General features: G+C 72.8%; 25 protein-coding genes and 1 pseudogene. 13 read left to right on the forward strand and 13 right to left on the reverse strand.

The window, feature by feature from the left end:
* The first annotated feature begins 714 nt into the window (after window positions 1–714).
* The 5 genes from ACRB68_RS25210 to ACRB68_RS25230 all read left to right on the forward strand — a co-directional run bounded on the left by ACRB68_RS25210 (window position 715) and on the right by ACRB68_RS25230 (window position 5,690).
* The gene (locus tag ACRB68_RS25210) at window positions 715–1,005 is read left to right on the forward strand and encodes a hypothetical protein (RefSeq protein WP_153536487.1); all 291 of its coding nucleotides are present in this window, start codon (window positions 715–717) and stop codon (window positions 1,003–1,005) included.
* 96 nt (window positions 1,006–1,101) lie between these two features.
* The gene (locus ACRB68_RS25215; RefSeq protein WP_153536489.1) at window positions 1,102–1,353 is read left to right on the forward strand and encodes a hypothetical protein; all 252 of its coding nucleotides are present in this window, start codon (window positions 1,102–1,104) and stop codon (window positions 1,351–1,353) included.
* A 79-nt stretch (window positions 1,354–1,432) separates the two neighbouring features.
* Window positions 1,433–2,791, forward strand: a complete 1,359-nt coding sequence (locus ACRB68_RS25220) for a hypothetical protein (RefSeq protein WP_194293437.1) — start codon at window positions 1,433–1,435, stop codon at window positions 2,789–2,791.
* A gap of 126 nt (window positions 2,792–2,917) precedes the next feature.
* Window positions 2,918–5,218, forward strand: coding sequence for an excinuclease ABC subunit UvrA (locus ACRB68_RS25225; RefSeq protein WP_153536490.1), 2,301 nt, complete (start codon window positions 2,918–2,920; stop codon window positions 5,216–5,218).
* Between the two features lie 22 nt (window positions 5,219–5,240).
* Window positions 5,241–5,690: a T6SS immunity protein Tdi1 domain-containing protein gene (locus ACRB68_RS25230; RefSeq protein ID WP_153536492.1), complete on the forward strand. Its 450-nt coding sequence runs from the start codon at window positions 5,241–5,243 to the stop codon at window positions 5,688–5,690.
* Between the two features lie 3 nt (window positions 5,691–5,693).
* On the opposite strand, the gene wrbA is transcribed toward ACRB68_RS25230, so the two are convergent.
* Window positions 5,694–6,302 carry an NAD(P)H:quinone oxidoreductase gene (gene wrbA, locus ACRB68_RS25235; protein ID WP_153536494.1) on the reverse strand — a complete coding sequence of 203 codons (609 nt, stop codon included), beginning with the start codon at window positions 6,300–6,302 and terminating at the stop codon, window positions 5,694–5,696.
* A gap of 124 nt (window positions 6,303–6,426) precedes the next feature.
* Here wrbA and sigJ point away from each other — a divergent pair, with 124 nt between their 5' ends.
* Window positions 6,427–7,299, forward strand: a complete 873-nt coding sequence (sigJ, locus tag ACRB68_RS25240) for an RNA polymerase sigma factor SigJ (RefSeq protein WP_153536496.1) — start codon at window positions 6,427–6,429, stop codon at window positions 7,297–7,299.
* 13 nt (window positions 7,300–7,312) lie between these two features.
* On the opposite strand, the gene ACRB68_RS25245 is transcribed toward sigJ, so the two are convergent.
* The 3 genes from ACRB68_RS25245 to ACRB68_RS25255 are packed head-to-tail and all read right to left on the reverse strand — an operon-like array spanning window position 7,313 to window position 9,634.
* Window positions 7,313–8,305, reverse strand: a complete 993-nt coding sequence (locus ACRB68_RS25245) for a HEAT repeat domain-containing protein (protein WP_328594747.1) — start codon at window positions 8,303–8,305, stop codon at window positions 7,313–7,315.
* A gap of 3 nt (window positions 8,306–8,308) precedes the next feature.
* Window positions 8,309–8,956: a HEAT repeat domain-containing protein gene (locus ACRB68_RS25250; RefSeq protein ID WP_153536498.1), complete on the reverse strand. Its 648-nt coding sequence runs from the start codon at window positions 8,954–8,956 to the stop codon at window positions 8,309–8,311.
* Between the two features lie 33 nt (window positions 8,957–8,989).
* Window positions 8,990–9,634 (reverse strand): TetR/AcrR family transcriptional regulator, encoded by a 645-nt coding sequence (locus ACRB68_RS25255; RefSeq protein WP_153536500.1) that lies wholly within the window; start codon window positions 9,632–9,634, stop codon window positions 8,990–8,992.
* A gap of 87 nt (window positions 9,635–9,721) precedes the next feature.
* Between ACRB68_RS25255 and ACRB68_RS25260 the strand changes: the two genes are divergently transcribed.
* The gene (locus tag ACRB68_RS25260; protein WP_194293438.1) at window positions 9,722–10,087 is read left to right on the forward strand and encodes an SgcJ/EcaC family oxidoreductase; all 366 of its coding nucleotides are present in this window, start codon (window positions 9,722–9,724) and stop codon (window positions 10,085–10,087) included.
* Window positions 10,088–10,228: 141 nt separating this feature from the next.
* Here the strand turns inward: ACRB68_RS25260 and ACRB68_RS25265 are convergent, their stop codons facing one another.
* Together ACRB68_RS25265 and ACRB68_RS25270 are read right to left on the reverse strand one after the other, a co-directional pair.
* On the reverse strand, window positions 10,229–11,404 hold the full coding sequence (locus ACRB68_RS25265; RefSeq protein WP_153536504.1) for an acyl-CoA dehydrogenase family protein: 1,176 nt from the start codon (window positions 11,402–11,404) through the stop codon (window positions 10,229–10,231).
* Window positions 11,405–11,464: 60 nt separating this feature from the next.
* Window positions 11,465–13,042 (reverse strand): AMP-binding protein, encoded by a 1,578-nt coding sequence (locus ACRB68_RS25270; RefSeq protein WP_153536506.1) that lies wholly within the window; start codon window positions 13,040–13,042, stop codon window positions 11,465–11,467.
* 96 nt (window positions 13,043–13,138) lie between these two features.
* On the opposite strand from ACRB68_RS25270, the gene ACRB68_RS25275 reads away from it, so the two are divergent.
* From ACRB68_RS25275 to ACRB68_RS25290, 4 genes are all read left to right on the forward strand, one after another.
* A complete protein-coding gene (locus ACRB68_RS25275) occupies window positions 13,139–13,735 on the forward strand; it encodes a TetR/AcrR family transcriptional regulator (protein ID WP_153536508.1) in 597 nt (198 codons plus the stop codon).
* Window positions 13,736–13,900: 165 nt separating this feature from the next.
* Window positions 13,901–14,143: a hypothetical protein gene (locus ACRB68_RS25280; protein ID WP_153536510.1), complete on the forward strand. Its 243-nt coding sequence runs from the start codon at window positions 13,901–13,903 to the stop codon at window positions 14,141–14,143.
* Window position 14,144: 1 nt separating this feature from the next.
* Window positions 14,145–15,419 carry an SLC13 family permease gene (locus ACRB68_RS25285; protein ID WP_153536512.1) on the forward strand — a complete coding sequence of 425 codons (1,275 nt, stop codon included), beginning with the start codon at window positions 14,145–14,147 and terminating at the stop codon, window positions 15,417–15,419.
* Between the two features lie 229 nt (window positions 15,420–15,648).
* Window positions 15,649–16,233 (forward strand): DUF4240 domain-containing protein, encoded by a 585-nt coding sequence (locus ACRB68_RS25290; RefSeq protein ID WP_194293439.1) that lies wholly within the window; start codon window positions 15,649–15,651, stop codon window positions 16,231–16,233.
* Between the two features lie 30 nt (window positions 16,234–16,263).
* Here ACRB68_RS25290 and ACRB68_RS42875 read toward each other — a convergent pair whose 3' ends face one another.
* The 5 genes and pseudogenes from ACRB68_RS42875 to ACRB68_RS25315 all read right to left on the reverse strand — a co-directional run bounded on the left by ACRB68_RS42875 (window position 16,264) and on the right by ACRB68_RS25315 (window position 20,538).
* Window positions 16,264–16,449 carry a DUF4259 domain-containing protein gene (locus ACRB68_RS42875; RefSeq protein ID WP_153536516.1) on the reverse strand — a complete coding sequence of 62 codons (186 nt, stop codon included), beginning with the start codon at window positions 16,447–16,449 and terminating at the stop codon, window positions 16,264–16,266.
* Between the two features lie 48 nt (window positions 16,450–16,497).
* Window positions 16,498–17,043 carry an alpha/beta hydrolase fold domain-containing protein gene (locus ACRB68_RS25300; RefSeq protein ID WP_153536518.1) on the reverse strand — a complete coding sequence of 182 codons (546 nt, stop codon included), beginning with the start codon at window positions 17,041–17,043 and terminating at the stop codon, window positions 16,498–16,500.
* Window positions 16,995–17,171, reverse strand: a pseudogene (locus ACRB68_RS25305) (NAD(P)-binding protein); the annotation flags it as partial. The gene ACRB68_RS25300 and the pseudogene ACRB68_RS25305, both read right to left, overlap by 49 nt.
* Window positions 17,168–18,016 (reverse strand): SDR family oxidoreductase, encoded by an 849-nt coding sequence (locus ACRB68_RS25310; protein ID WP_153536520.1) that lies wholly within the window; start codon window positions 18,014–18,016, stop codon window positions 17,168–17,170. The gene ACRB68_RS25310 and the pseudogene ACRB68_RS25305, both read right to left, overlap by 4 nt.
* Window positions 18,013–20,538 (reverse strand): SDR family NAD(P)-dependent oxidoreductase, encoded by a 2,526-nt coding sequence (locus tag ACRB68_RS25315; protein ID WP_153536522.1) that lies wholly within the window; start codon window positions 20,536–20,538, stop codon window positions 18,013–18,015. The genes ACRB68_RS25310 and ACRB68_RS25315 overlap by 4 nt, the downstream gene beginning before the upstream one ends.
* Before the next feature lie 79 nt (window positions 20,539–20,617).
* On the opposite strand from ACRB68_RS25315, the gene ACRB68_RS25320 reads away from it, so the two are divergent.
* A complete protein-coding gene (locus tag ACRB68_RS25320) occupies window positions 20,618–21,199 on the forward strand; it encodes a TetR/AcrR family transcriptional regulator (protein WP_153536524.1) in 582 nt (193 codons plus the stop codon).
* Between the two features lie 45 nt (window positions 21,200–21,244).
* On the opposite strand, the gene ACRB68_RS25325 is transcribed toward ACRB68_RS25320, so the two are convergent.
* Together ACRB68_RS25325 and ACRB68_RS25330 are read right to left on the reverse strand one after the other, a co-directional pair.
* Window positions 21,245–22,498: a lipase family protein gene (locus ACRB68_RS25325; protein WP_153536526.1), complete on the reverse strand. Its 1,254-nt coding sequence runs from the start codon at window positions 22,496–22,498 to the stop codon at window positions 21,245–21,247.
* 107 nt (window positions 22,499–22,605) lie between these two features.
* On the reverse strand, window positions 22,606–23,520 hold the full coding sequence (locus tag ACRB68_RS25330) for an aminoglycoside phosphotransferase family protein (RefSeq protein WP_153536528.1): 915 nt from the start codon (window positions 23,518–23,520) through the stop codon (window positions 22,606–22,608).
* Window positions 23,521–23,621: 101 nt separating this feature from the next.
* On the opposite strand from ACRB68_RS25330, the gene ACRB68_RS25335 reads away from it, so the two are divergent.
* Window positions 23,622–24,833 (forward strand): oxygenase MpaB family protein, encoded by a 1,212-nt coding sequence (locus ACRB68_RS25335; protein WP_153536530.1) that lies wholly within the window; start codon window positions 23,622–23,624, stop codon window positions 24,831–24,833.
* Window positions 24,834–24,841: the final 8 nt, after the last annotated feature.

Raw genomic sequence — 24,841 nt, forward strand, 5'->3', positions numbered from 1 at the left:
CGCGGACAATGGCCGCCCGGCGCCTCGGCACGGAAATAGCGAGCAAATTTCACGTCACGCGTTCCGCAATGCCGCCCGACAGGACGGCGATGCCCCGCAATGGCGGCCATGGCCGCCGAAGCCCGCTTTCCGGCACAGGCTGGAAATGCCCGCCTTCGCCGACGCCGCGATCGGGCCATACGCCCGAAAAATGGGTTTATACCCCGCGCACCCATTCCGCACGCCCCCGCTTTCCCGTGCCCGCCGGCGAGCCGGCCCAACCGTGCCGCCACCAGAAAATGATCATGATGCCGACCGCCGCGGCGGACCAAGATCACACCGTCACGGACGGCGATCTTCGCTGATCAAGGCCGTTCCGGCGGGTAAAACTCCGGTGTTGGCTCCATGATCCATACGCGTGCCGCCCGCGCCGCCGCGCCCGCCCGATGATCGCGCCGGACGCCGGTGACCTGCCCTTTCTCGCGGCCGCGAATGACGCATACCCGGTCCATTACATCCGCGATCACCGACCGAGACCAAAGAGATCCTAAAGGCGGGGTAGATACATCGGCCCACTCCTTCATGATTCTTTCCATCGGGCCGGTCGGGAAAATCCGCGAAGGCTTCGCCACGCATTGTGGTTGCTGATATACATCCTGTGGTCGCGCTTACAAGCGTGATGGGGCATCCGGGTCTCTGCACGAGAGATCCGGTGAACAGGAAAGAGGAACACACATGAAGGCTTTCAGCAACGCCGAGCTCGACCTCCTCGCCGGCGAGGTCCTGCCGGAGCGCGCCGTGCTGTCCACCCTGATGGGCGGCGGCGACGGCGACTCCTACAACAACAACAACGCCGGCGGCGGCGGCCACTGGGGCGGCAGCCCGGGCACCACGATCGTGTCCAACGCCTGCCAGAGCGACATCACCCGCCCCGACGACGGCCTGCTGCAGCTGGTCGGCCTGCACGCCCAGCACCACGCCACGTCGTTCACCTGCGCGCCGGGTACCGCGGTCTCGGGTCACTGAGCCTGATCGCTTAAGCGCGAACGTGGTGCTCCCGCCGGGAGGGTCGGGTCGCCCCGGCCCTCCCGGTCTCCTTCTCCTCATGCGCGAGAGCAGGAAATGAACGTCCCCGAGAACAACGAAGAATTCTCCGACGAGGAGCTCGACCGGATGGCCGGGGAGCTCCTGCCCGAGCGCACGCTGATGTCGCTCGTCCCGTCACCGAGCGGCCCCAAGCGTGACGTCCAAGTCTTCTACGCATGCCAGTCGACCTACGAGGAAGGCACGTCGGGCCTGCTGTCGACGGGGCTGCTGGCTCAGGGTGCGCGTACCACGATGACCTGCGTCCCCGCGGTCGTCGCCGCACGCTGACCCGGAAGTCCTGTCCGGAAGCCGCTCCACCGGCACCCGCCCGTGGCGCGGCTTCGACCCGTTTCCCCGGAGATCCCTCATGAGCGTGCAAGCGACGCCCGCCGACGCCGAGCAGCAGCCGGCCCTCGTCTTCCCCACCCTGTCGCAGGGGGCGGAACTGGTCGGCGAGTTCAAGAACTCCGGCTACCGCGAGCCTCCCCACCTGGTCCAGCTGGGGAACCACCAGCTGGTCCGGCTGCCCCCGCTGCTCTACGTCGTCGCCAAGACGCTGCACGACCACCGCCACCTGGCCGACGCCCCCGACGCCGAGGCGGCGCTGGCCGAGGCGGCGGACGCGGTGAGCCGGGAGGCCGGTTCCCGTCTCACCGCCGAGCAGCTGGTCTTCCTGGTCGACCGCAAGCTGGCGCCGCTCGGCGTCACCACCTTCAGCAACGGCGCCGAGCCCGTGCTCGGCAAGGCCGACACCTTCCTCGGCCTGAAGTTCAAGCTGGCCCTGCTGCCCGCGGCGGGCACCTGGTTCCTCGGCGGCCTGTTCTCCTGGTGCTTCCGGCCGCTGGCGATCGCGGTCTTCATGGCCGGCTTCCTGGTCAGCGAGTACTGGCTGGCCACCACCCAGTCGCTGGGCGACGCGCTGCACCGCGTCATCCTGCTGCCGCTGAGCATCCTGCTGGTGATCGGCCTGTCGGTCGTCTCGTGCGTCTTCCACGAGATCGGCCACGCCACCGCATGCCGCTACAGCGGGGTACGGCCGGGCGTGATGGGCTGCGGCATCTACCTCGTCTGGCCGGCGTTCTACACCGACATCACCGAGTCCTACCGGCTGGACCGCAAGGGGCGCATCCGCGCCGACCTCGGCGGCGTCTACTTCAACTGCATCTTCGTCATCGCGCTGACGCTGATCTACATGCAGACCGGCTTCCAGCCGCTGCTGGTGGCCATCCTGTACGTCAACCTGGAGATCTTCCAGCAGCTGATGCCCACGCTGCGGTTCGACGGGTACTACATCATCTCCGACCTGGTCGGCATCCCGGACCTGTTCAAGTACATCGGGCCGATCCTGCGCCGCACGCTGCTGCGCCGCCCCGCCGACGACCGGCTGAAGGCCCTCAAGCGGTGGCCGCAGCTGGTGGTGTCGGTCTGGGTGCTGCTGATCGTCCCGGCGCTGGCGTTCCAGCTGTCGATGGTGCTGCTGCGGGTGCCCGACCTGGTCCGGGCCGACTGGATGATGGTCCGGTCGCTGGCGGCGGCGGCCGCCGGGGGCGCGAGCCTGCTGCAGCTGGTCGCCTCGGGGCTGCAGATCACCCTGCTGATCCTGCCCCTGCTCGGTCTCTTCCTCATCGGCTACCAGCTGCTGCGCTGGCTGCTGCGCAAGGCCTACCGCTACATCATGGGGCCCGACCTGCTGATGGAGGAGGTCCCGCCCCGCAAGGCGGCGTAGCCGGAAGCGGGACCGGAGGTCCGCGACGCGGCGGGGCGGCAGCCCCGCGGTGTCGCGGACCTTCGCGCGTCAAGGGCTCTCTCCCCCGGTGTTCGCCTTGATCACTTCGGGGGTAGGCACGCCGCCATGGAGGACTCCCGGGACGCCGGTACCGGCCGCGGCCACTGGATCACCGTCGGCAAGGCCGCGACCAACAACCTGCGCGAGGTCAGCGTGCGGATCCCCAAGGGGGCGCTGACGGTCTTCACCGGCGTGTCGGGGTCGGGGAAGTCGTCGCTGGCACTGGACACGGTCGCGGCCGAGGCGCAGCGGCTGGTCAACGACTCCTATCCGGCGTTCGTGCGCAACCGGCTGCCGCACGCGCACCGGCCGGACGTGCAGACGATCGACGGCCTGACGTTCACGGTCCTGATCGACCAGCGGCGCTTCGCCGGGAACGCGCGCTCCACGGTCGCGACGGCCACCGACATCGCCCCGCTGCTGCGGCTGGTCTTCTCCCGGGTGGGCGAGCCGTCGGCCGGCCACTCCCCCGCCTACTCCTTCAACGACCCGAGCGGCATGTGCCCCCGGTGCGAGGGGCTCGGCGTCGTCCAGGACGTCGACGTCGACGCCATGCTGGACCTGGACAAGTCGATCGACGAGGGCCCGGTGCTGTTCCCGGTGTTCCGGCCGGGCACCTACCGCTGGAAGCGGTTCGCCTACAGCGGGCTGTTCGACCGCGCCAAGCCGCTGCGCGACTACACCGCGCAGGAGATGCACGACTTCCTGTACGCCGAGGGGATGAAGCCGCCCGACCCCGACCCGCGCTTCCCCAGGACGGCCCGGTTCGACGGGGTCGTCACGCGCATGCGCGACGCGTTCATCCGCAGGCCGCCCACGTCCATGTCCAAGGAGACCGAGCAGGCGCTGCACCGGGTGGTCACCGCCCAGCGCTGCCCCCGCTGCCGGGGCCGGCGGCTGAACGAGGCCGCGCTGGCGAGCCTGATCGACGGCCGCTCGATCGCCGACTGGACCGCGCTGCCGGTGGACCGGCTCCACGACGTCGTCGCCGGCCTGCGCGAGCCGCGGGTGGCGCCCGCCCTGGCCGAGGCGCGCCGGCGGCTGGAGGCGCTGCGGTCGGTCGGGCTCGGCTACCTGTCCCTGGACCGGGTGTCCTCGACGCTGTCGGGCGGCGAGGCGCAGCGCGTCAAGATCATCCGCTATCTGGGCAGCCCGCTGAGCTCGGTGACCTACGTCTTCGACGAGCCCAGCAGCGGCCTGCACCCGCACGACGTGCGGCGGCTGACCGAGCTGCTGCTGCGGCTGCGCGCCGCCGCCAACACCGTGCTGGTGGTGGAGCACCATCCGCAGGTCGTCATGCTCGCCGACCACGTCGTCGACCTCGGGCCGGGCGCCGGCGAGGACGGCGGCCGGATCCTGTACGAAGGGACGCCCGACGGGCTGCTGCAGACCGGCGGGCCGACGGCGCGCGCGCTGCGCGAACCGGTGACACCGCGCACCGCGATCCGCCCCGACCGCGGCCACGTCATGATCCGCGACGCGCGCGAGCACAATCTGCGCGGCATCGACGTGGCCGTCCCGCTGGAGCGGCTCACCGCCGTGACCGGCGTGGCCGGGTCGGGCAAGAGCTCGCTGATCACCGGGGAGCTGCCCCGGCAGCACCCCGGCTTCACCGTGGTCGGGCAGGAGGCGCTGCGCGGCGGCGGGCGGTCCACGCCGCTCAGCCAGCTCGGCCTCGCCGAACGGGTGCGCCAGGTCTTCGCCGCCGCGTCCGGGCTCGCGCCCGCCTGGTTCAGCTTCAACTCCAAGGGCGCGTGCCCGGTGTGCAAGGGGCGCGGCTTCATCACCACCGACCTGGCGTTCCTCGACGACGTCGCCACCCCCTGCGAGGAGTGCGAGGGGGCCCGCTTCAACCCGCGGGCGCTGGCGGTGCGCGTCGGCGGCGCGTCCATCGCCGACGTCCTGGCCGCGTCCCCGGGCGCGCTCGCCGAGCTGTTCGCCGGCCACGCCGACATCGTCGCGCGGCTCGGCTGGATGCGGCGCGTCGGCCTCGGCTACCTGGCCGTCGGGCAGCCTCTGGACACCCTGTCCGGCGGCGAGAAGCAGCGCCTGCTGCTGGCCCGGCACCTGGGGGACGTGGGCCGGGGGCACGGGCAGCGCATCGTCCTGGACGAGCCCACCACCGGGCTGCACGGCTCCGACGTGGACCGGCTGCTCGCCCTGTTCGACGAGCTGGTCGACGACGGCGCCACCCTCGTCGTGGTCGAGCACGACCTGCGGGTCGTCGCGCACGCCGACCATGTCATCGACATCGGCCCCGGCGCCGGCGACGACGGCGGGCGCGTGGTCTTCCAGGGCCCGCCCGCCGAACTGGCCGCCGCGGACACCTTCACCGGCGAGGCCCTCGCCGCCCTGTCCCGGCGGTGAGGGCATGCGCTTGGATACCGGGATGGAGCTGATCAAATACTTCGCCCCGGAGCAGTTCGCCGCGGGTCTGGAGTCCTGGGGCTGGATCGGGCTGGACGGCAAGGCGCCCGTGTTCGCCTCGGTGTTCGGGGACGTCCTCCTGCGGGCGGCGGACGGCCTCTGGTGGCTCGACACGCTGCAGGGCGAGCTCACCAGGCCGTGGCAGAGCACCGAGGAGGTGGAGGCGGCGCTGAACACCGCGGACGGCCAGGAGCACTACCTGCTGGCCGGCCTGGCGCGGGCGGCCTGGGAGCGCGGCCTGGTGCCGGCGGACGGGGAGGTCTACGACTTCACCCACCCGCCGGTCCTCGGCGGCGAACTCGACCCGGACAACCTGGGCGTGATCGACTTCGCCACCGGGCTGAACATCGCCGGGCAGATCCACGACCAGGTGCGCGACCTGCCGCCCGGCACGCCCATCACCTTCGCCTGACCGTCAGGCGGCGCGGCCGGCCTTGAGCAGGGCGGCGGTCCCGGCGACGCGGCGGGCCTGGTGCCGGGCCGCCGCCAGGGCCACCTCGCCGGGCGGGCCGTCGCCGGCCGTGTGGGAGGCGCCGTAGGGGTTGCCCGCCTGGAACTGGACGGGGTCGGTGTAGCCGGGCGGCACGATGATCCCGCCCCAGTGGTAGAAGGTGTTGGCCAGCGCCAGGAGGGTGCTCTCCTGCCCGCCGTGGGCGGTGTTGGAGGCGGTGAAGGCCGAGTACACCTTGCCGGCGAGCCCGCCCTGGTACCAGAGGGCGCCGGTCGTCTCGACGAACGCCCGGAGCTGGCTGGCCGGGTTGCCGAAGCGGGTGGGGGTGCCGAACAGCACCGCGTCGGCCCACACCAGGTCGTCGTGACCCGCCACGGCGACGCCGGCGGTGTCCTGCAGGTGCCGCGCCCAGGCGGGGTTGGCGTCGATCGCCTCGCGCGGGGCCTGCTCGGCGACCCTGCGCAGCCGCACGCGCGCGCCGGCCTTCTCCGCGCCCTCGGCGGCGGCCTGCGCCAGGGCGTGCACGGTGCCGGTGGCGCTGTAGTAGATGATCGAGAGGTTGACTGGCTGCATGCCGGGGTCCTTCCGTCGCGGGTCCTGCCGGGTACGACGACGCGGCCCCGCGCGATGTGAGGCCTCACATCCGGGGGCGCCGTCTCGTCGTAGCGGTGAAGGCGGAGCGACCGAGGGAGCCGACATGACCGATCCGGGCCTGAGCGCGATCATGAGCGAGCGGCGGCAGCTGATCAACCTGGCCTACCGGCTCCTCGGCTCCCTGGCCGAGGCCGAGGACGTGGTGCAGGAGACCTATGTCCGCTGGTACGCCATGTCCCCGGAGCGGCGGGAGGCGGTCGAGTCGGTCGGCGGCTGGCTGACGCGGGTCGCCGGCCGCATCTGCCTGGACGTGCTCGGCTCGGCGCGGGCCCGGCGGGAGCGCTACGTGGGCGAATGGATCCCCGAGCCGCTGCCCGACCGGTCCGGTGACCCGGCGGACCGGGTCACCCTGGACGAGTCGGTCAGCATGGCCTTCCTCGTCGTGCTGGAGGCGATGACCCCGGCCGAGCGGGTCGCGTTCGTCCTGCACGACGTCTTCCGCTACCCCTTCGCCGAGATCGCCGAGATCGTCGGCCGCACCCCGGCGGCCTGCCGCCAACTGGCCGCCTCGGCCCGCCGCCGTGTCCGCGCCGGGCGGGCCCCCGCCGCCCCGGCAGCGCGGCACGCGGACGTCGTCCGGGACTTCAGGCGGGCCTGGCAGGCCGGGGACATCGGCGCCCTCATCGGCCTCCTCGCCCCCGGCGTCGTCGCGACCGGCGACGGCGGCGGGTTCGTCAGCGCCGCCCTGCAGCCGGTCGAGGGCGCGGACCCGGTGGCGCGTTTCTTCGCCGACCGGGCGGCCGCGGCGTCCGGCGTGACGATCTCGGAGTGCACGGTCAACGGCCGTCCCGGCCTGGTGGCCCGGCAGAACGGCGTCCCGGTGTCGGTGATGGCGTTCGAGGTCACCGACGAGGGGATCACGCACATCTGGGCGGTGCTGAACCCCGACAAGCTCCGCCTGTGGGCGGCCGCCTGACCCGCACGGTCCCTTATCGCGCGTCGCGCAGCTTGAGCACGTAGGTCGCGGTGAGCGCGACGGCGCGGTCCTCGTCCTGTGTCAGGCCGGTGAGGGCGCGGGTCGCCGTGCTTCCCGGGATGTCCGCGAGCGCCTGGGTCAGCCGCCGGCGTGCGGGCGGGCCGGCGGCGGCGAGGCGGTCGGCGAGCCCGGCGGCGATCCGGTCCGCCAGCGCGGGATCGCCGGCCAGCGCGCTCAGCGCGTCGGCCGCATCGGCGTCGTTCGCGCCCTCGACGATCATGTCGGTGAGCGCCGGGACCGCGTCGGCCGCGCCGCGTGCCCCGAGCGCCGGCGCCGCGTGCCTGCGGACCGCGACGTCGGAGTCGGCGAGGGCGTCCCGCAGCAGCGCGGTCGCCGCGCCGCCCGGGATCTCGGCGATGGCCTGGACGGCGCGTTCGCGCACCTCGGCCACCGGCGAGCCGAGGCCCTCCGCCAGCAGCGCCAGCCCGCCGTCGCCCGAGCGCGCCAGGGCCCAGCGCAGGGCTCCGGCGACGTTCGGGTCCGTCTCGCTCAGCGCCGCCTCCACCAGGGCCTCCACCGGGACCTCCTCGGCCGAGGACAGCGCCCCGCGCTGGCGTTTGCCGGCGCTCTCCGACCCCAGCGCCTGGAGGAGCGCGACGATCTGCAGGACGTCCTCCCAGCCCGCGGGCTCGGTAGCGTCGATCCGGCGCAGCCGGGTGAGCAGCTCCGTCTCGGCCGCGATGCGCTCCCGCGTCCGGCGGATGAGGTCGTCGACGAGGGCCGCGGGCGTGAAGCCGGGGTCGTCCAGGGCGCGCCCGACCTCGCGCAGCGACAGCCCCAGCGAGCGCAGGCTCTCGATGTGGAAGATCCGCCGGATGTCCGCGCCGGAGTACTCGCGGTAGCCGGCGCCGGTGCGGCCCGTCGGCCGCACCAGGCCGAGCGACTCGTAGTGCCTGAGCATGCGGGCGCTGACGCCGGACCGCCGCGCCACGTCGCCGATCAGCACCGCCTAACCTTCCTGGCCGAGGGCGACAAGGCGCTTGGCCTCCTCGATCGCGGCCTCGAACCCGGCCTCGGGGTCGCACGCCAGCCGCTCGGTGGCGATCGCGTGCCGGCGCACGCGCGGGTCGGGGCCGGTCGCCGCGGCGCGCAGGACCGGCGCGCCCGCCTCGCCGAGCGCGATCAGCGCCTGGCTGAGGCTCAGCCGCGTCGCCCGCCCGCCGCGCCCGAGCTGCGCCGCCAGCGCCGCGGCCAGCGCGGGCTCCCCGCCTTCGGGCACGAGGACGACGGCCGCCCGCCACGCGCTCCGCGCCACCTCGTCGTCGGCGTCGGCCAGCAGCTCCGGCGTGATCGCCGGCCACGCCCGCCGGTCGCCGATCTTGGACAGTGTGTGCAGCGCCTGGCTGCGCGCCTGCGCGCGCTCCGCACGCAGTTCGGCGACGAGCCCGGGGACCGTCAGCGCCGCCGGGTGGCGGGTGAGCGCCCAGGTGAGCATGTCGCGGACGAAGAAGTCGGGCTCGACCGCGCACCGCTCGATCAGCGTGCCGACGAGCCCCGGGGCAGGGGCCGTGCCGGCCGCCATCGCCGCCCGCAGCCGCACCGACGAATCGCTGTGCTCCAGCCCCTGCTGAATCCGCGTCGTGTTCTGTTCCGACATGGCCACAGTGAAGCCCTTGTCACCGTGTCAAGGTCAAGCTCGGTTCGCCCAGCGGCCGGTAAAGAGCTCCATGCCGGGCGGCGGGCCGGGCAGCGGACCGTGCCCGGGCCGCAGCCCGTCGAGCGCCATCGCGATCAGCCGGCGGCGGGCCCCGGCGGCGGCGGGGAGCAGGTCGTCGCGGCCCTGCTTGCGCAGCTGGTCGACCACCGGGGAGCGGCCGAGCTGCTCGATGAGCAGGGAGATGTCGACCGCGGTCACGTCGGCGCGCAGGACGCCGGCCTCGTGCGCCCGCCGCACCAGCTCGCCGAGCAGCCCGTCGCCGCGGGTCGCCTTGGCGCTCATCTCCGCGGTCACCTCGATGGTGCCGGCGACGGGCGCCAGCGAGCCCTGCCCGAACTCGGCGCAGCCGCGGACGAACCCGGCCAGCCCAGCCCACGGGTCCGGGTCGGCCAGGCCCCGCTCGGCCGCCTCGTTCCACTGGTCGAGCGACATCAGGCTGAGCCGCTGGAACAGCTCCTCCTTCGTCTTGTAGCGGCGGTAGAGGCTGCCGATGCCGACGCCGGCCCGGGCCGCGATGGCGGCGACGGAGGCGTGCGCGCCGTCCTCGGCGAGCACGTCGCGGGCGGCCTGGAGCAGCGCGCGGTCGTTGCGCTCGGCGCGGTCTCTGCGGGTGGACATCGGCACGGAGCCTACCAGTTGCGGAGTGGATCGCTCCGGCATACTCTCAAACCGGAGCGAATCGCTCCGTTAGCTGAGGAGAGTGCCGTGAACCCCGAGATCGAAGCGATCGAGCAGATCGTCCGCGACGCCGAGAGGCTGCAGGGCGACGTCGCCGGATTCACCGGGCTGCTGACCGAGGAGGTGTCCCTGGTCAACTTCACCGGGATCCGGCTGCACGGCCGCGACCAGGTCGAGAAGGTGATGACCGAGGCGCTGCGCACCCCGCTGAAGGACGTGACGACCACCAACGAACTGCTGCGCGTCACCTTCCTGCGCCCGGACGTGGCGGTGGCCGACCTGCTCAAGCACGTCCACGACGGCCGCACCGGCGCACTGACGTTCGTGCTGGTCAAGGACGCCGGCACCTGGCGGATCGCGCTGGCCCAGACCACCCCGGTGGTGACGCCATGAGCACCGCCCTGGTCATCGGCGCCACCGGGCAGCAGGGCGGCGCCACCGCGCGCCACCTGCTGCACCACGCGGGCGCCGAACTCACCTTCGCCGAGGTGGCCCGGATCGTCCCGGCGGGCCCTGCGTCGGCCGGGCCCCGGTTCAGAGCATGGCGAGGCCCTTGGCGATGCCGTTGCGCTGGATCTCCGATGTGCCGGTGAGGACCCGGAACATGCGCACCTTGCGGAAGAGGTACTCGACCTCGTTGCCCTGGACCATGCCTTCCTTGCCGTGGATCTGCACGGCCTCGTCCAGGATGCGGAACGCCGCCTCGGCGACGAAGAGCTTGCACATGAACGCCTCCAGGCGCGGGCGCGTCCCGGCGTCGAGGTCGGCGAGGGCCGCGTAAGTCATGGAGCGCGCGGCGTAGAACTCGGTGGCCATGTCGGCGAGCTTGTGCTGGATGGCCTGGAGCTCCATCAGCGGCCGGCCCTGGACGACGCGGGTCTTGGCGCGCTGCAGCGACAGGTCGATGGCGCGCCGGGCCATGCCGAGCACGGACGGGCAGTGCAGGAGGCGGTTGGTGGTCACCCGGCCGAGACCGATGCGCAGTCCCTCCCCCTCCGGGCCGAGGAGGTTGGCGGCCGGGACGGGGCAGTCGTCGAGGACGATGTCGCTCTCGATGTGCTCGCCCGACATCGGGACGGCGCCCTCCTCGACGCGGCAGCCGGGGCTGTCGAGGTCGACCAGGAACGCCGAGAAGGAGCGTTCGGTGCCGTCCATCCGGGCGATGACGAGCGCGAAGTCGGCGAACGGGCCGGCGGTGCTGAAGACCTTGTGGCCGGTGAGGCGGTAGCCGTCGCCGTCGGGCACGGCGACGGTGCGCATGGCCATGACGTCGGACCCGGCGTCCGGCTCGGTGAGCGAGAAGCAGCAGGCGCGCTCGCCGCGCACGACCGGCATGAAGTACTTCTGCAGCTGGTGCTCGGTGGCGTGCGCGAAGATGTCGCCCGCGCGCAGCGGGCCGCCCATCTCGCCGAGCACGCTGCCGCCGAGGATGCGGCCGCTCGCGGCGATCTCCTCCTTGAGCACGCCGAGCCGGGTGCCGGTGAGGCCCTGGCCGCCGTATCGCTCGGGAAGGTGGATGCCGTAGAAGCCCAGCTCGCGGCTGCGCCGCCAGACCGGTTCCAGGTCGGAGCGGGTCAGGCGGGACTGCCGGGTGAGGCCGCGTTCGCGCTCGTAGTCGGCGAGCTCGCCGTCGAGGTAGCCGCGCAGTTCGGTCACGAGGGAGTCGAGGCGGGGGTCGTCGCCATAGGACGGCCGCAGGGAAAAGGGCATGTGCAGGTCTCCTGGTGAGGCTGGTGGCGTTCGGTGAAGCCGGGCCGGGCCGGTCCGCGTTCAGTTCACGCGGCGGTCGGCGCCGGCCCAGTACCGCTCGCGCACCGCCTTGCGGTCGATCTTGCCGTTGCGGTTGGCGGGGAGCTCGGGGACGAAGTCGACCGAGCGGGGCTTTTTGAAGCGGTCGAGCCGGTCGGCGCAGAAGGCGGTCAGTTCGTCCGCGGTGACGGCGGCGCCGTCCTTGCGGACCACGACGGCCTTGACCGCCTCGCCCCACTGCTCGTCGGGGACCCCGACCACGCACGCCTCGGCGACGGCCGGGTGCTCGTAGAGGGCGATCTCGACCTCGGTGCTGTAGATGTTGAAGCCACCCGAGATGATCATGTCCTTCTTGCGGTCGACGATGAAGACGTAGCCGTCCTCGCGCATCCAGGCCAGGTCGCCGGAGTGCACCCAGCCGTCCCGGAACGTCTCGGCCGACAGGTCCGGCTCGCGCCAGTACTCGCGCACGCAGTCCGGGCCGCGGAAGACCAGCTCGCCGACCTCGCGCGGCGGCACCTCGCGGCCGGCCTCGTCGACGATGCAGACCTCGGTGTCGTAGGCGGCGCGCCCGCACGACCTCAGCAGCTCGGGGTCGCCGGCCACCGCGTCGGCGATCTCGGCGCTGCTCAGGCCGAGCACGACGCTGGTGGTCTCGCCGAGCCCGTAGCCCTGCGCGATGATCGGGCCGAACGCGGCTACGGCGTCCTTCAGCCGCTGCGGCGAGATCGGCGCGCCGCCGACCCGCAGGCTGGTGAGGCTGGACAGGTCGCGGCCGGCGAGCCCGGGGTGGGCCAGCACCTGGGTCAGCATGATCGGGACCATGAAGGTGGCGTTGACGCGCTCGCGCTCGACGGTGTCCAGGAACGACTCGACGCTCCAGGCGGGCAGGATGTGCGCGGTGGCCCCGCCGAAGACGCCGGCGAGCAGGTTCATCCCGGCGGCGTGGGTGATCGGGCCGCAGGCCAGGTAGCCCTGGCCGGGACGCGGGCGCGACTCGTCGCTCATGAGCTGCTTGCGCATGTTGGCCAGGCGGTTGCCGAAGGTCTGGGTGGCGGCCTTGAGCCTGCCGGTCGAGCCGGAGGTGAAGTTCAGGACGCACGCGTCGTCCTCGCCGACCTCGACGCGCACGGGCCCTTCGGCGGCGACGGCCGCGGCGCCCTCGGCGAGCAGGTCCGGGTACGGCAGGGCGCCGGGGAAGCCCGCCGCACCGTCGAGGACGACGGGCAGGCAGTCCGTTCCGGCCGCCCTGTGCGCGGCGAGCGCGTCCGCGCCGTGCGCGGCGTCGAAGACCAGGGCCCGTACGGGCGCGTAGCCGAGGATGTGCTCGATCTCGGCGCGGCCGAGGCGCGCGTTGATCGGGGCCCGCATCAGCCCGGCCTTGTAGAGCGCGAACTCGACCACGACGAGCTCGCCGCGGTTCCAGGCGAGGCTCGCGACGGCGTCGCCGGGACGCAGTCCGCGCGCGGCCAGCGCGGCGGCCAGCCGGTCGGCCTCGTCCTCCAGCTCCCGGAACGTCCAGGCCCGGTCCGCGCAGACGACGGCGCGCTCGTCCGGCCAGTACCGGGCGCTGCGGGTGAGGTAGGCACCCAGGTTCATCGACCACCTCCGAGGCTGATGACTGAACATCATGAATGATTTCAGACAGAATGTTCATTAACTGAGAACCTGTCAAGGCGCCTCTACACTGATCCCATGGCTGAGGACAGGCGCACGCGGCGCACGCGGAGGTCGCTGAGCGACGCCCTGGTGGAGCTGGTCCTCGAGCGCGGTTACGCCGCGATCACCGTGGAGGACATCACCGAGCGCGCCGACGTCGCGCGCGCGACCTTCTACAGCCACTGCCGCGACAAGGACGACCTGTTCACCCGGGTGACCGGCGAACTGCTCGCCGAGCTCGCCGAGCGGCTGCGGCCGCTGGTGCCCGAGACCTCCGCCGGCTTCACCGGCAAGCCGGTCCTGGAGATGTTCCGGCACGCCCGGGAGCAGCGCGACCTCTACCGGATCATCCTCCGCGGCGAAGGGGACGGTAAGCCGCTGCGGATGTTCACCCAGGAGTGGGCGCGGACCGCGCTCGAGGTGTTCCGCACCCGCGCGGAACGCAACGGCGTCGAGCCCCGGATGAACCCCGAGCTGCTCGCCCGCGCCTGGGTCGGCGAGCAGATCTCCGTCCTGCAGTGGTGGGTCGAGCACGAGACCCCGCCGCTGCCGGCCGAGGAGGTCGCGCGAATGCTGCTGGACCTGGCGATCCACGGCCGCTACTGGGCCAGCGGCTTCGACCCCTCCGCCTGACCCTCCCCGCGCCCGGCCTTCCCCGGGCGGCGTCCCCCGCCACCGGGCTCGCCGCCGGTTCTCCTCCTTTTCACCGGACGCCCCTCTTGGCATGCCATCGAACGTGACGTAGATTACTGGCCACTTCGACGGTAAATGAACACTTTGTTCAGAAACGGAGGCGCCGTGGTCGGCTGGTCATGCCTGACCGGGCTTCGCGTGCTCGGCCTCGCGCGGCTGCGCGAGGCCGCCCTCGTGATCGTGCGCCGCTCGCTCACCGGCTTCGGGCAGGGCGGCCCGTACGCCGGGCCCGCGATCCGCTTCCCCGGCCGCTTCGGCCACGGCCTGGAGGACACCTTCCGCAGGCCCGCGCCCGCCCTCGGCGGGCACACCGGCGAGGTCCTCGCCGGGCTCGGCATTGGAGACTGAGATGAGCACACTCGAATGGCTGTCGATCGCCCTCCTCGTGGCGGTCTTCGTCCTGGCCATCTGGCGCGACGTCAACGTCGGGCTCGCCGCGCTGCCCGCCGCGTTCCTGCTGGCCGGCATCGGCGGCATCCCCAAGCAGGAGGTGCTCGCCGGCTTCCCCGCCGACATCGTCGTCCTGATCATCGGCGTGATGTACATGTTCGGCCACGCCCAGCGCAGCGGCGCGGTCGACCGGGTGGTGCACGCCGTCGTCCGGGCCTCGGGCGGGCGCGACTGGCTGCTGCCGTGGGGGATGTTCCTCATCGGCGCCGTGCTCAGCGCCATCGGCACCCTGCCCAGCGCCACCGTCGCCATCGTGCTGCCGGTCTCCATGCGGCTGGCCCGCAGCCGCGGCATCGACCCGGTGCTCATAGCCCTGGTCGCCTGCAGCGGCGCGGGCGTGGGCGGCTTCTCGCCGCTGGCGCCCTGGGCCAAGATCGTCGAGACGCTCAGCACCAGGCAGCACGTGGACTACTCGCCGGCAGGGCTGTTCCTGGGGCTGGCCGGGCTGAAGACCGCCGTCACGATCGTCGCCTTCTTCGCGCTCGGCGGCATGAAGCTGATCCGCACGAAGCACGCCGCCGGCTCCGCCGCCGGGCCCCGCACCGAGGTCCCCGAGCTGCGCGGCGCCGCCCCGATGAGCCGGTACGAGATCGGCTCCCTCATCGGCCTCGGCGTCTTCCTCGTCGGCGCGCTCGCACTCGGCGTCAACGTCGCGTTCCTCGCCCTGGCGGTCGGCCTCGTCCTGCACCTGGTCTTCAGGCCCGACACCAGGAAGGTCGTCGGCGAGCTTCCGTGGGGCGTCGTCCTGATCATCGCGGGCGTGCTGGTGTACGTGGCCGACCTCGAGCGCATCGGCACCCTCACCACCATCGCCGGACATCTCGGCGGCATCGACAACACGCTCCTGGCGATCCTGGCGATCTCCTACCTCGCCTCGTTCTTCGCCACCATCGAGTCGTCGACGGTCGCGGTGCTCAGCGTCGTCGTCCCGCTCGTCGTCGCCGCGATGCCGCACCACGGGCCGGCCGGGTTCACCGCCCTGCTCATCGCCGTCTGCGGCACCATCGGCGCCGTCGCGATCAGTCCGCTGCACCTCGGCGGCGGCCTGGTCCTGGCCAACACCGAGGAGAAGGACCAGCGCCGGGTGTTCCGCTGGACGCTCGGCTGGTCGCTGGGCGCCGCGATCATCCTGCCCGCCGTTCTCCTGCTCGTCCCGCTCACCGTCGGCGTCTGACATGGCCGGGGACCTGAACGCCGAGATCGGTGCCAGGGCCGATGGGGGCATGCCGGTGCGGTCGGGTCCAGGAAGCCGTCGCGGGTCTGTGGCCATTCCAGCGCGGTGGCCGTGACGGCGGGCTGATCGGGGGCGAGGCCACGGTGGCGGGCTCGGCGGGGATACGCCATGCGGGCTGTCACGGTGTCGCGGACTGCCGCCCTCACCGGCGGAGCGGTACGTTGCCGCCGTGACACTCGAGGACTTCTGGACGCTCATTCACCGGTCCGCAACTGAGAGCAACGGCCAGGCGCAGCGCGCCGAATGGCTTACCGCCCATCTCGCTCACCGCCCGGCGTCCGAGATCGTCGAGTTCGAACTGCACCTTGCGGCCCAGCGCAAGCGGGTCGACACCCGGCTCATGTGGGGTGCCGCCTGGAACATCATGCAGGGCTGGTGCTCCGACGACGGCTTCTGGTACTTCCAGCCCTGGCTCGTCGGCCTCGGCCGCGACACCTTCGAACGCGTGGCCGCCCGCCCCGACGCCCTCGCCGAGACCCACGAGGTCCGCCGCCTCGCCGGCCGCCCGACATCAGAGTGGACCGATGACGAATGGCCGGACTGGGAAAGCATGAACTACATCGCGCTGTACGCCTATGAGCGCGCCACCGGAGAGGAGGAAGGGCTGGAGCATGCCCTCGAAGCGCGAGGTCTGCAGCGCATCTGCAATGCCTCCCCCACGGACGAGCGCTGGGACTACGACGACATCGAGCAGCGCCGCGCAAAGCTCCCCCGTCTCACAGAACTGCTGGGAGAGCGTCACCCTGTCTCCTAGCCAGTGCCCCGCGGTCTGGTCGGCACCGAGCTAAAAGGAGCCCGCTGACAGGGCTTCTCTCAATTGGCGGAACTGCTCACGCCACGGCCCGCCGTCGTCCTCGTCCCACAGTTCCGCCGACTCCGAGTTCTCACCGGTCACCCGGTCGAGTGCCTGGACCGCCAGAAGCCGCAGCGGCGAAATCGGCGGCCCGGTCGTTTCCGAACGGCCCCTCATCCCACGTCCCCAACGCCACTCCCCGAACGTTCTCGAACGACGAGCAGGCTAGCGACCGCCCCTGACAGTCCTCGGCTCGCCGCCCAGGCCCCCGGCCAGTGCTGACGTCCGCAGAATCCACTGAGAGGGCACTTCGGTGGTGGTGAGGGCGGCGTGGAGGAACGCGCCGAGGTCGGCGAAGGCCTGGAAGACGTGCATCTGGCCGTCCCAGAGCTTCAGGCGGGCGGGGACCGCGGCCTGGTGGAGGCGGCGCACGAGGTCCTCGGCGTCGCCGCGCAGGACCTCTTCGGTGCCGGCGTGGATCAGGACGGGCGGCAGGGCGGACAGGTCGGCGTCCAGGACCGAGGCGGGTGGCCTCCCGGTGGGGGTGAGGAGGGCGGCGATGGCGGCGAGATTGCCGACGGGCAGGTAGGGGTCGGTGGCGGCGTTCGGGTGGTGGCGGCTGCGGGTGCAGGCGAGGTCGAGCCAGGGTGAGAGCACCGCGATCGCCGCGGGGCCGGGAAGGTCGTGCCGGGCGGCGGCGAGGGCGGTGGCGAGGGCGTGGTGGCCGAGGGGATGTCGACGGCCACGCCGGGATAGGTGTTGTGCCGCCACACCCCGCCGACGCCGGGCGCCGCGTCGAGGATGACGAAGTCGTCGATGCCGCGCCGCCGAAGCTGGATCCCGACGCACAGCCCGGAGAAACCGGCCCCCACGATGGCGATCTCATGGTCGGGGCTCATGCGTGTCTCCTGGCCTGCTCGATGAGGTGCCGGTCGTGCTCGCCGCGCGTGCCGAAGGAGGCGCGGTAGGCGCGGTCGCCGCCGATGAGGCGTTTGACCGCCTGGACGGCGGGTTCGGGGGTGATCCCGAGAAGCGGCTGGGCGAGGCCGAGCCAGCCGGGCACGGCGTATTCCGCGCGCCGGGTGCGGCAGCTGCGGACGACGGCGTCGGCGATCCGGTCGGGGTCGACGGTGGGCAGGCCGTGGCCGAGCCGGATGCCCTCGGTGAGCCGGGTGCGGACCGCGCTCGGCAGGATCGCGCTGACGCTGACCCCGTGCGGCCTCATCTCCTCGCGGACCGACGCGGTGAGGCCGACGGCGGCGTACTTGCTGGCGTTGTAGACGGCCATCCCGGCGATCGGGATCTTCCCGGCCAGGGAGGCGACGTTGGCGACGTGGCCGTGCCGCCGGGCGACCATCCCGGGCAGGACGAGCCGCATGCCGTGGATGAGGCCGTCGACGTTGACCTTCATCGTGGTCGCCGACACCGCGTCGGGTTCCTCTAGGAACGGGCCGAGCGGCATCACTCCGGCGTTGTTGACCAGGATGTCCACCGGCCCGGCCTGCTCGGTGACCGCGTCCAGGAACGCGGCGTAGGAGGCGCGGTCGGTGACGTCGACGCCGAACGCCCGCACCCGGTCGCCGAGTTCGGCCGCGGTGCGTTCGGCCTTCTCCTGGTCGAGGTCGCCGATGCACACGACCGCGCCCCGCGCGGCGAACGCCCGGGCGGTCTCGCGTCCGATCCCCTGGGCGCCCCCGGTGATCACGGTGACGGCGCCGGGAAGCGTGATGGGCCGATATCTCATACGGTGAGGCCTTCCTTCAGGGTCCGGCGCAGGATCTTGCCGGTGGGGGTGCGGGGGATCTCGGCCACCAGGTGCACCTCGCGCGGTGCCTTGTAGCGGGCGAGCCGCTTCTTCACGTGCCCTTTGAGCGTCTCGTCCAGCCCGGCGGTGCCGGCGGTCGCGGCGGGGACGACGAAGGCGATGAGCCGCTGCCCGAAGTCGGGGTCGGGGACGCCGAGGACGGCGGCGTCGGCCACGGCCGGGTGGGCGGCGAGCAGGTCCTCCACCTCCTGCGGGAAGACGTTCTCGCCGCCGGAGACGATCATGTCGTCGGAGCGTCCGTCGATGAACAGCAGCCCGGTCTCGTCCAGGTGGCCGAGGTCCCCGCTGTCGACGAGCCCGTCGGCGCGGGCGGCCGAACCGGCGCGGTCCGTGGCGGCCATGGCGCCGCCGACGAAGATCCGCCCGGTCGTGCCGGCCGGGACGGGCCGGCCGCGGTGGTCCAGGATCCGCACCGGGACGCCGAGCACCGGGCGGCCGACGGTGCCGGGGGCCGCGCGCAGGTCGGCGGGGCCCGCGATGGTGGCGATGCCGACCTCGGAGGAGCCGTACCCGTTGGCGAGCACCGGCCCGAAGGCGTCCAGGAACGCGGTGACGGTGGCGGGCCTGACCGGGGCTCCGCCGGTCAGCACGGCGCGCAGCGAGGAGGTGTCGCGGGCGGACCGCTCGTCCTGCGGCAGGTCCATGATCCGCTGCAGCATGACCGGGACGGCGGCCAGGGCCGCCACCTTCTCCTCCTCGATGACGCGCAGCGCGTCGCCGGCGTCGAACCTGCGCCGCAGCACCGCGGGCGAGCCGAGGAAGAGGGCGAGCGCGAGGTAGATCAGCCCGAACCCGTGGAAGAGCGGGGGCGCGATGAGGAACGGGTCGCCCGACCGCAGTCCCAGCCGGTCGACCGCGCTGATCAGGGGGCCGATGAGCCCGGCCGGTGACGGTGTCCGGCCGATGCCCTTGGGCGCGCCGGTGGTGCCGGAGCTGAGGATGACGACCCGGCCGGGCTTCTCGGGGCGCGGGGGTGCGGGCAGGTCCTGCGCGATCAGCGCGTCCAGGGTCTGCTCCTTCGCCGGGGACGGGCCGTCGCCCTCCCAGGCGAGGACGAGCGGTCCGGCATACCCCGCGTCGGCCAGGACGGGACGGAACTCCTCATCGGCGACGATCATCGCGGGTGGGTGCCGGTCCAGCGTCTGCGCCAGCTGCGGCCCCGGGAACTCGGTGTTGAGCGGCAGCAGATCGGCGCCGAGGGCGGAGGCGGCGAGCGACGCCTCCACGAAGCCGCGGTGGTTGCGGCACAGCACCGCGACCGTGCGTCCGGGGCCGATCGCGTGCCGGCGCGACAGCCCACCCGCGAGGCACCGCACCCGGTCGTCCAGCTCCCGGTAGGTCAGCCTTCCCCGCTCGTCGGCGACCGCGACGCGGCCGGGCCAGCGCGCCGCCGCGATCCCCGCCAGCGTGGCGAGCGAGACGCCGTTCTCCTGGAACGCGCGTGCCATCCCGCGCAGCGTTCCCAGGGACAGCGGCGCCACCACGCCCGCCCGCCGCAGCACCGGTGCGCCGGTGCGGAGCAGCCGCGCCACCTGGGCGGCCTGCCCGCCGCCCACGCGGCGCTCCGGCGTCGCCCCGGTGAACGCCAGGGCACTGGGGGTGTCGCGGGAGAACCGGTAGACCTGCGACAGGAACGGCGCCTGTACTCCCCTGGTCATCAGCGTGAGCAGCTCGGCCGGGCCCGCCCACCACGGGCTGATCGCCCGGGGCCGGTCGATGACGGCCCGGTACACCAGGCCCGCCGCCTGCTCGGGCGCCAGGCCCGGCAGGCGCCGCATGACCGGTGTCGGGGCGCTCATCCGCGTGTAGATCAGTCCCATGTACAGCGTGGTGACGGCGACGCCGTCGCGCCGGATCTCCGGGGTGATGCTGCGCAGCCAGATGTCGAACGCGCCCTTGGACGCCTGGTAGGCGCCCCATCGCGGGCCGGGAAAGATCCGCACCCCGGCCGTCGAGACGTTCACGATGTGGCCGCCGTGCTCGCGCATCGACGGCAGCAGCGCGATCACCAGGCGCACCGGCCCGAGGTAGTTGACGCCGATCGTGCGGGTGAAGTCGGAGAACCGGTCGGTCTGCAGCGCCACCGACCGGCGCATCGACTTGCCCGCGTTGCTGACCAGCACATCGATCCGGCCATGCTCGGCCAGCAGCTTGTCCACCAGCGCGGCGACCGCGTCCGGGTCGGACAGGTCGGCCGGGTAGGCGTGGGCTTCTCCGCCGTCGCGGCGGATCTCGTCCGCCACCTCCGCCAGCTTGCCCGCCGACCGCGCCACGAGCAGCACCCGCGCCCCGGCCCGCGCCAGGCCGCGCGCGGTCGCCTCGCCGAGGCCGAACGACGCCCCGGTCACCAGGACGGTCCGGCCGCGCACCGCGTTCTCCAACGCCGCGTCGGCCACCGTCCACGACGGGTTGACCAGCGCGTCCAGCACACGACGCCGCATCCGCACTCCAAATAATCACGTTATTTGAGTTCTATTGATATCCAAATAAGGCCGTTCTGTCAATGCTAGGATCCCTGTCATGGCCCGCCTGACGCGCTCCGAGACCCAAGCCCGCAACCGCGAGGAGCTCCTGAACGCGGCGGAGCGGCTGTTCCTGCGCGAGGGGTACCAGTCCGCGTCGATCAGCAAGATCGCCGACGAGGCGGGGCTGTCCACCGGGGCGGTCTACTCCAACTTCACCGGCAAGCCCGAGATCGCGCTGCTGGTCGTCCGCCGCATCCAGGAGCGCAACATCGCCCGCCTGTCCCCGCTCCTGGCCGAGTTCCCCGCCGGGCGCAGCCTGCGCGCGCTCAGGGCCTGGGCAGAGGAGACCCTCGCCTCCGGATTGCCGCGCCTGGAGCTGGAGTTCGCGCTCGACGCCAAATCCGACACCGGGCTCCTCACCGCCGAGACCGGGCGGCACCGATCGGCGATCGACTGGCTCACCGCGGCCATCGAGAAGCACCTCCCCGCCCTGCCCCCCGGCCTGACGCACAGGCTGTGCGCCGAGGCCGTCCTCAACTTCGTCTTCGGGCTGGCCGTCCGCCGCGTCATCGACCCGACCGTCACGGCCAAGCCGTTCTCCGACTTCCTGGAGACGATGCTCCTCCCGGCCGAATGACGGAAGGGCGGACGCCCACGGTGCCCGCCCTTCCCTGCCGGTGGATCAGGCGCAGTTGCCCTTGACCGGCCTGCCGTTGAAACGGTCGTTCAGGAACGCCACCGAGGCCGGCTCGGCGAACAGCGCGCCCATGATGTGCTCGGCGACCGCGTAGACCTGCCAGGTCAGGTTCGCGCCGCGCCTGCACCAGTCCTTGTGGACCTCGTCGGCCTGCCCGAAGAAGACGGCCTCATCGAACAGGGCGTGGGCCTGGAGGACCGGCGCGCTGGGCGCGACCGTGCCCAGGTCGTTGGCGTCCAGCCGGGCGATCCACCGCGGGTCGTCCAGGGGGTTGCGGGTGGTGAAGTCGGAGATGCGGCGGAAAGCGGTATCACCCACCAGGGAGGCCACGTCGAAGGAGGCGAGACACGAGTCGCCGGCCGAGGCCAGCAGCGCGCGACCCTTGTCGTTGAGGTAGCCGTTCAGGTCGAGCTCGGGGTAGGCGGCGTCGAATCCGACCGCCGCCATGAACAGCAGGCCCACGAACGGGCCGCCCTCGTGCGCGAGCAGCCCGCGCAGCTTGCCCGGGATGCCGCCCGCGACCGCTCCCTTGACCTGCAGCTCCGGCGCGTAGGTGGCGGCGATTTCGGCCGCCCAGCCCGCGGAGTTGCCGCCCTCGGAGTAGCCCCAGATCCCCACCGGCCCGTCCGGCCGCAGCCCCGTCCCTGGCAGCCGCTGCGCCGCCCGCGCGATGTTCAGCACCGACCGGCCCTGCGAGCGGCCGACCACGTAGGTGTGCCGCCCGGGGGTGCCGAGCCCCTGCATGTCGGTGATCGCCACCGCCCAGCCCTTGTTCACCGCGTCGAGGATGAACAGCTCCTCGTAGTCCAGGCCCTGCGTGAGCGAGTACGACGGGGCGCACTTGTCGCCCAGCCCCCGCGTGCCGACGGCGTAGGTCACCAGCGGCCGCGGCCCGGGCCCCGCCCACGGCTTCGTCGGGACCAGCACGGTCCCCGACACCGCGATCGGCTCCCCCGTCGCCGACTCCGACCGGTAGAGCACCTGCCAGGAACTGACGCCGACGACCGGCGCCTTGCTGATCGCGTCGAGGGTGAACACCGACGGCCGCGACCGGATGACGTCCCCCGGCCGGCCCGGGGGCAACGGCGACGGCGGCGTATAGAAGGGATCCCGCCCCGGCGGGACCGAACCCGCCGCCACCTCGGCGGGCGCCGCGCTCGCACCCCCTTGGACCAGGAACAACGACAGGCAGCAGGCCAGCGCGAGGGCCGACCCCCAGCGAACGAGCAGAGGACGCATCACCACTCCAGATATCGACAATATCTGGAGTGCAGCATTATCTGGATAATGACGTTCGTCAATGAGCGGGGGCCACAGAACCGCCCGCGCGTTCGTCACCGCCGCCCCTATCTCCGGGCGGTGGTGAGGCGTCGCAGGGCGGCATGGGCGGGCGGGCCCCAGGTGGGTTTGCCGCCGGGGCGGCCGTGGACGCCGGCGTCTCCGATGAGGATGCCGCTGAGGGCGCGTCCCACCGCGCAGCCGCGGGCGCGGCGCAAAGTGGCGGCATCCGGGGACGGCCGGTAGGCGGCGTGGAGACGGTCGGCGGCGCCGTCGGGCAGCAGGCTCCAGGCGGCGGCGAGGTCCCAGGCCGGATCGCCGGCGCACAGGTCGCCGAAGTCGACCACGCCGCAGAGGGCGCCGTCCGAGGTGAGGACGTTGGCGGGGTGCAGGTCGCCGTGCAGCCACAGGGGCGGGCCTGTCCAGACGGGCGCGGCGACGGCGTCGTCCCAGACCGCGCGGACGGCGTCCGGGTCGGGGACGAGCCCCAGCTCGGTGGCCGCGGCGAGCAGCCTGGCGAAGCCCTCGGAGTAGTCGGCCAGCGGCCCGCCGCGATCCCGGCCGATGGTCACCTGTTCGGGGGCGGGCCGGTGGAGGGCCGTCAGGAAGGCGGCCAGAGAGGTGGCCGCCTGCGCGCCACGTGTGATGGGCGCACGGTCGGCGGGTTCGCCCGGCACCCAGGTGGTGACGATCCAGGGGCGCGGAAACCGGGCGGACGGCTCGCCGAGACGCTGCGGCACGGGCACCGGCAGCGGAAGGCGCGGAGCGAGGACGGGCAGCCAGGTGTGCTCATTGCGCAACAGCGCGTCCGCCGCCCGCCCCTGCCAGGGCAACCGGACGGCGAGGTCGTCGCCGAGCCGCCACAGCTGGTTGTCCCAGCCACGCGCGCCGAGCCGCACCGGCAGATCGGCCAGATCGGGGTGCTGCTCGCGCAGGAGGTCACGTACCAACCCTGCGGTGATCTCGATCTCCGCATGCGTCATGCGCAGCAACGGTAGCCCGGGAGCAGCCATCCGTTCCCTCGTCCTTGCGGGAACGCCGCACTAGACACTCACAGCAAGGATGTCTACTCGGGAGGGTCTCCATGCGTGCTGGTGATGCGATTCAGGAGCGGCCCTTCGAGCCCGGCCGGGCCGGGCGGGTCGCCGCTGCCAAGGGGGCGCTGCCTGCGGAGGTGGTCGAGGCGTTCCATGCCGGGATGTTCCGGACCGACGACGTTGTCGACGCCGTCGCCGACGATTTCGCCGCCATGGCCGGCGGCGAAGGCTGGCGGGCGCTGGACCGGGCGCTGCGGGAACGCACGGCGGCCGTGCGCGGGGCTCCGCCTTCGCTGGAGGCGCTGCTGGCACCCCTGATGACTCCCCCGGACTGGTACGACGCCGGGCAGATCGCGCGCGGGGCGGCCATATGGTGGCGGTTCGCGCCGGGCGTGGTGATCGGCATGAACGGATCGCTGATGTCCGGCATGGAGTTCGGCGACCTCAACAAGCCGCAGGCGTTCAACGGCCGGTCGGTCGCGATGGCGGCGCGCCGGTACGAGGAGACCGCCCGCTGGGTGCTGGCGGTGTCGGAGCCCGGGGCGGCCGGCCCGGGCGGGGCCGGGTTCGACGCGACCGTCCGGGTCCGGCTCGTGCACGCGATGGTGCGCAGGCATCTGCGTCGCTCAGGGACGTGGGACACGGTCGCCTGGGGCGAGCCGATCCACGCCAGCGGGATGGCACTGACGAACCTGGCCTTCCTGCTGATGCCGCTGGCGTTCTACGACCTGGTGGGCGTCGAGGTCACCGAGGAGGAGACCGAGGCGGTCCGCCGGTTCTGGCAGTGGACCGGGTACCTGATGGGCGTGCCGGACGACCTGCTCCCGACGTCGATGGAGCTGGCGGGCCTGCTCTCGCGCACTGCGAGCATGATCTTCGCGCCGCCGGACGCGGACTCCGAGGTGCTGGTAGGGGCACTGAAACGAGGCGGGGTGCGCGCCGAACGCAGCCTGCCCCGGGCCTTGTGGCCGCTGTTCGGGCCGATCCTGCGCCCGCCGGTCTCCGCGGTCGTCTGGGGCGCCAGCCATGCCGTCGTCAAACGGTCCATCCTCGACGCGTCCCCCGCACGGGACGCTCACCTGGCGATCCGGGCGCTGCGGCCGCTGGTGCGGGCGCGCGAACAGCGGCGCAAGCGCGGCGCTCTGGGCACCGACCTGCAGATCGCCGACCGGCAGCGGCGACGCCTGTCCGGCTCGCTCGCCCTGGTGAAGGCGGCCCCGCAGGTCCTGCGCCCTCAGGACGCGGTCCATGCGGGCTAGGCTCGCGC

It is taken from the genome of Actinomadura macrotermitis, assembly GCF_009604375.1.
Classification (GTDB): domain Bacteria; phylum Actinomycetota; class Actinomycetes; order Streptosporangiales; family Streptosporangiaceae; genus Spirillospora; species Spirillospora macrotermitis.

What these genes read in the sequence shown, in the direction of transcription:
- ACRB68_RS25210 (WP_153536487.1), top strand. Translation starts at nt 715, where the DNA reads ATGAAGGCTTTCAGCAACGCCGAGCTCGACCTCCTCGCCGGCGAGGTC.
- ACRB68_RS25215 (WP_153536489.1), top strand. Translation starts at nt 1,102, where the DNA reads ATGAACGTCCCCGAGAACAACGAAGAATTCTCCGACGAGGAGCTCGAC.
- ACRB68_RS25220 (WP_194293437.1), top strand. Translation starts at nt 1,433, where the DNA reads ATGAGCGTGCAAGCGACGCCCGCCGACGCCGAGCAGCAGCCGGCCCTC.
- ACRB68_RS25225 (WP_153536490.1), top strand. Translation starts at nt 2,918, where the DNA reads ATGGAGGACTCCCGGGACGCCGGTACCGGCCGCGGCCACTGGATCACC.
- ACRB68_RS25230 (WP_153536492.1), top strand. Translation starts at nt 5,241, where the DNA reads ATGGAGCTGATCAAATACTTCGCCCCGGAGCAGTTCGCCGCGGGTCTG.
- wrbA (WP_153536494.1), bottom strand. Translation starts at nt 6,302, where the DNA reads ATGCAGCCAGTCAACCTCTCGATCATCTACTACAGCGCCACCGGCACC.
- sigJ (WP_153536496.1), top strand. Translation starts at nt 6,427, where the DNA reads ATGACCGATCCGGGCCTGAGCGCGATCATGAGCGAGCGGCGGCAGCTG.
- ACRB68_RS25250 (WP_153536498.1), bottom strand. Translation starts at nt 8,956, where the DNA reads ATGTCGGAACAGAACACGACGCGGATTCAGCAGGGGCTGGAGCACAGC.
- ACRB68_RS25255 (WP_153536500.1), bottom strand. Translation starts at nt 9,634, where the DNA reads ATGTCCACCCGCAGAGACCGCGCCGAGCGCAACGACCGCGCGCTGCTC.
- ACRB68_RS25265 (WP_153536504.1), bottom strand. Translation starts at nt 11,404, where the DNA reads ATGCCCTTTTCCCTGCGGCCGTCCTATGGCGACGACCCCCGCCTCGAC.
- ACRB68_RS25270 (WP_153536506.1), bottom strand. Translation starts at nt 13,042, where the DNA reads ATGAACCTGGGTGCCTACCTCACCCGCAGCGCCCGGTACTGGCCGGAC.
- ACRB68_RS25275 (WP_153536508.1), top strand. Translation starts at nt 13,139, where the DNA reads ATGGCTGAGGACAGGCGCACGCGGCGCACGCGGAGGTCGCTGAGCGAC.
- ACRB68_RS25285 (WP_153536512.1), top strand. Translation starts at nt 14,145, where the DNA reads ATGAGCACACTCGAATGGCTGTCGATCGCCCTCCTCGTGGCGGTCTTC.
- ACRB68_RS42875 (WP_153536516.1), bottom strand. Translation starts at nt 16,449, where the DNA reads ATGAGGGGCCGTTCGGAAACGACCGGGCCGCCGATTTCGCCGCTGCGG.
- ACRB68_RS25310 (WP_153536520.1), bottom strand. Translation starts at nt 18,016, where the DNA reads ATGAGATATCGGCCCATCACGCTTCCCGGCGCCGTCACCGTGATCACC.
- ACRB68_RS25315 (WP_153536522.1), bottom strand. Translation starts at nt 20,538, where the DNA reads ATGCGGCGTCGTGTGCTGGACGCGCTGGTCAACCCGTCGTGGACGGTG.
- ACRB68_RS25320 (WP_153536524.1), top strand. Translation starts at nt 20,618, where the DNA reads ATGGCCCGCCTGACGCGCTCCGAGACCCAAGCCCGCAACCGCGAGGAG.
- ACRB68_RS25325 (WP_153536526.1), bottom strand. Translation starts at nt 22,498, where the DNA reads ATGCGTCCTCTGCTCGTTCGCTGGGGGTCGGCCCTCGCGCTGGCCTGC.
- ACRB68_RS25330 (WP_153536528.1), bottom strand. Translation starts at nt 23,520, where the DNA reads ATGACGCATGCGGAGATCGAGATCACCGCAGGGTTGGTACGTGACCTC.
- ACRB68_RS25335 (WP_153536530.1), top strand. Translation starts at nt 23,622, where the DNA reads ATGCGTGCTGGTGATGCGATTCAGGAGCGGCCCTTCGAGCCCGGCCGG.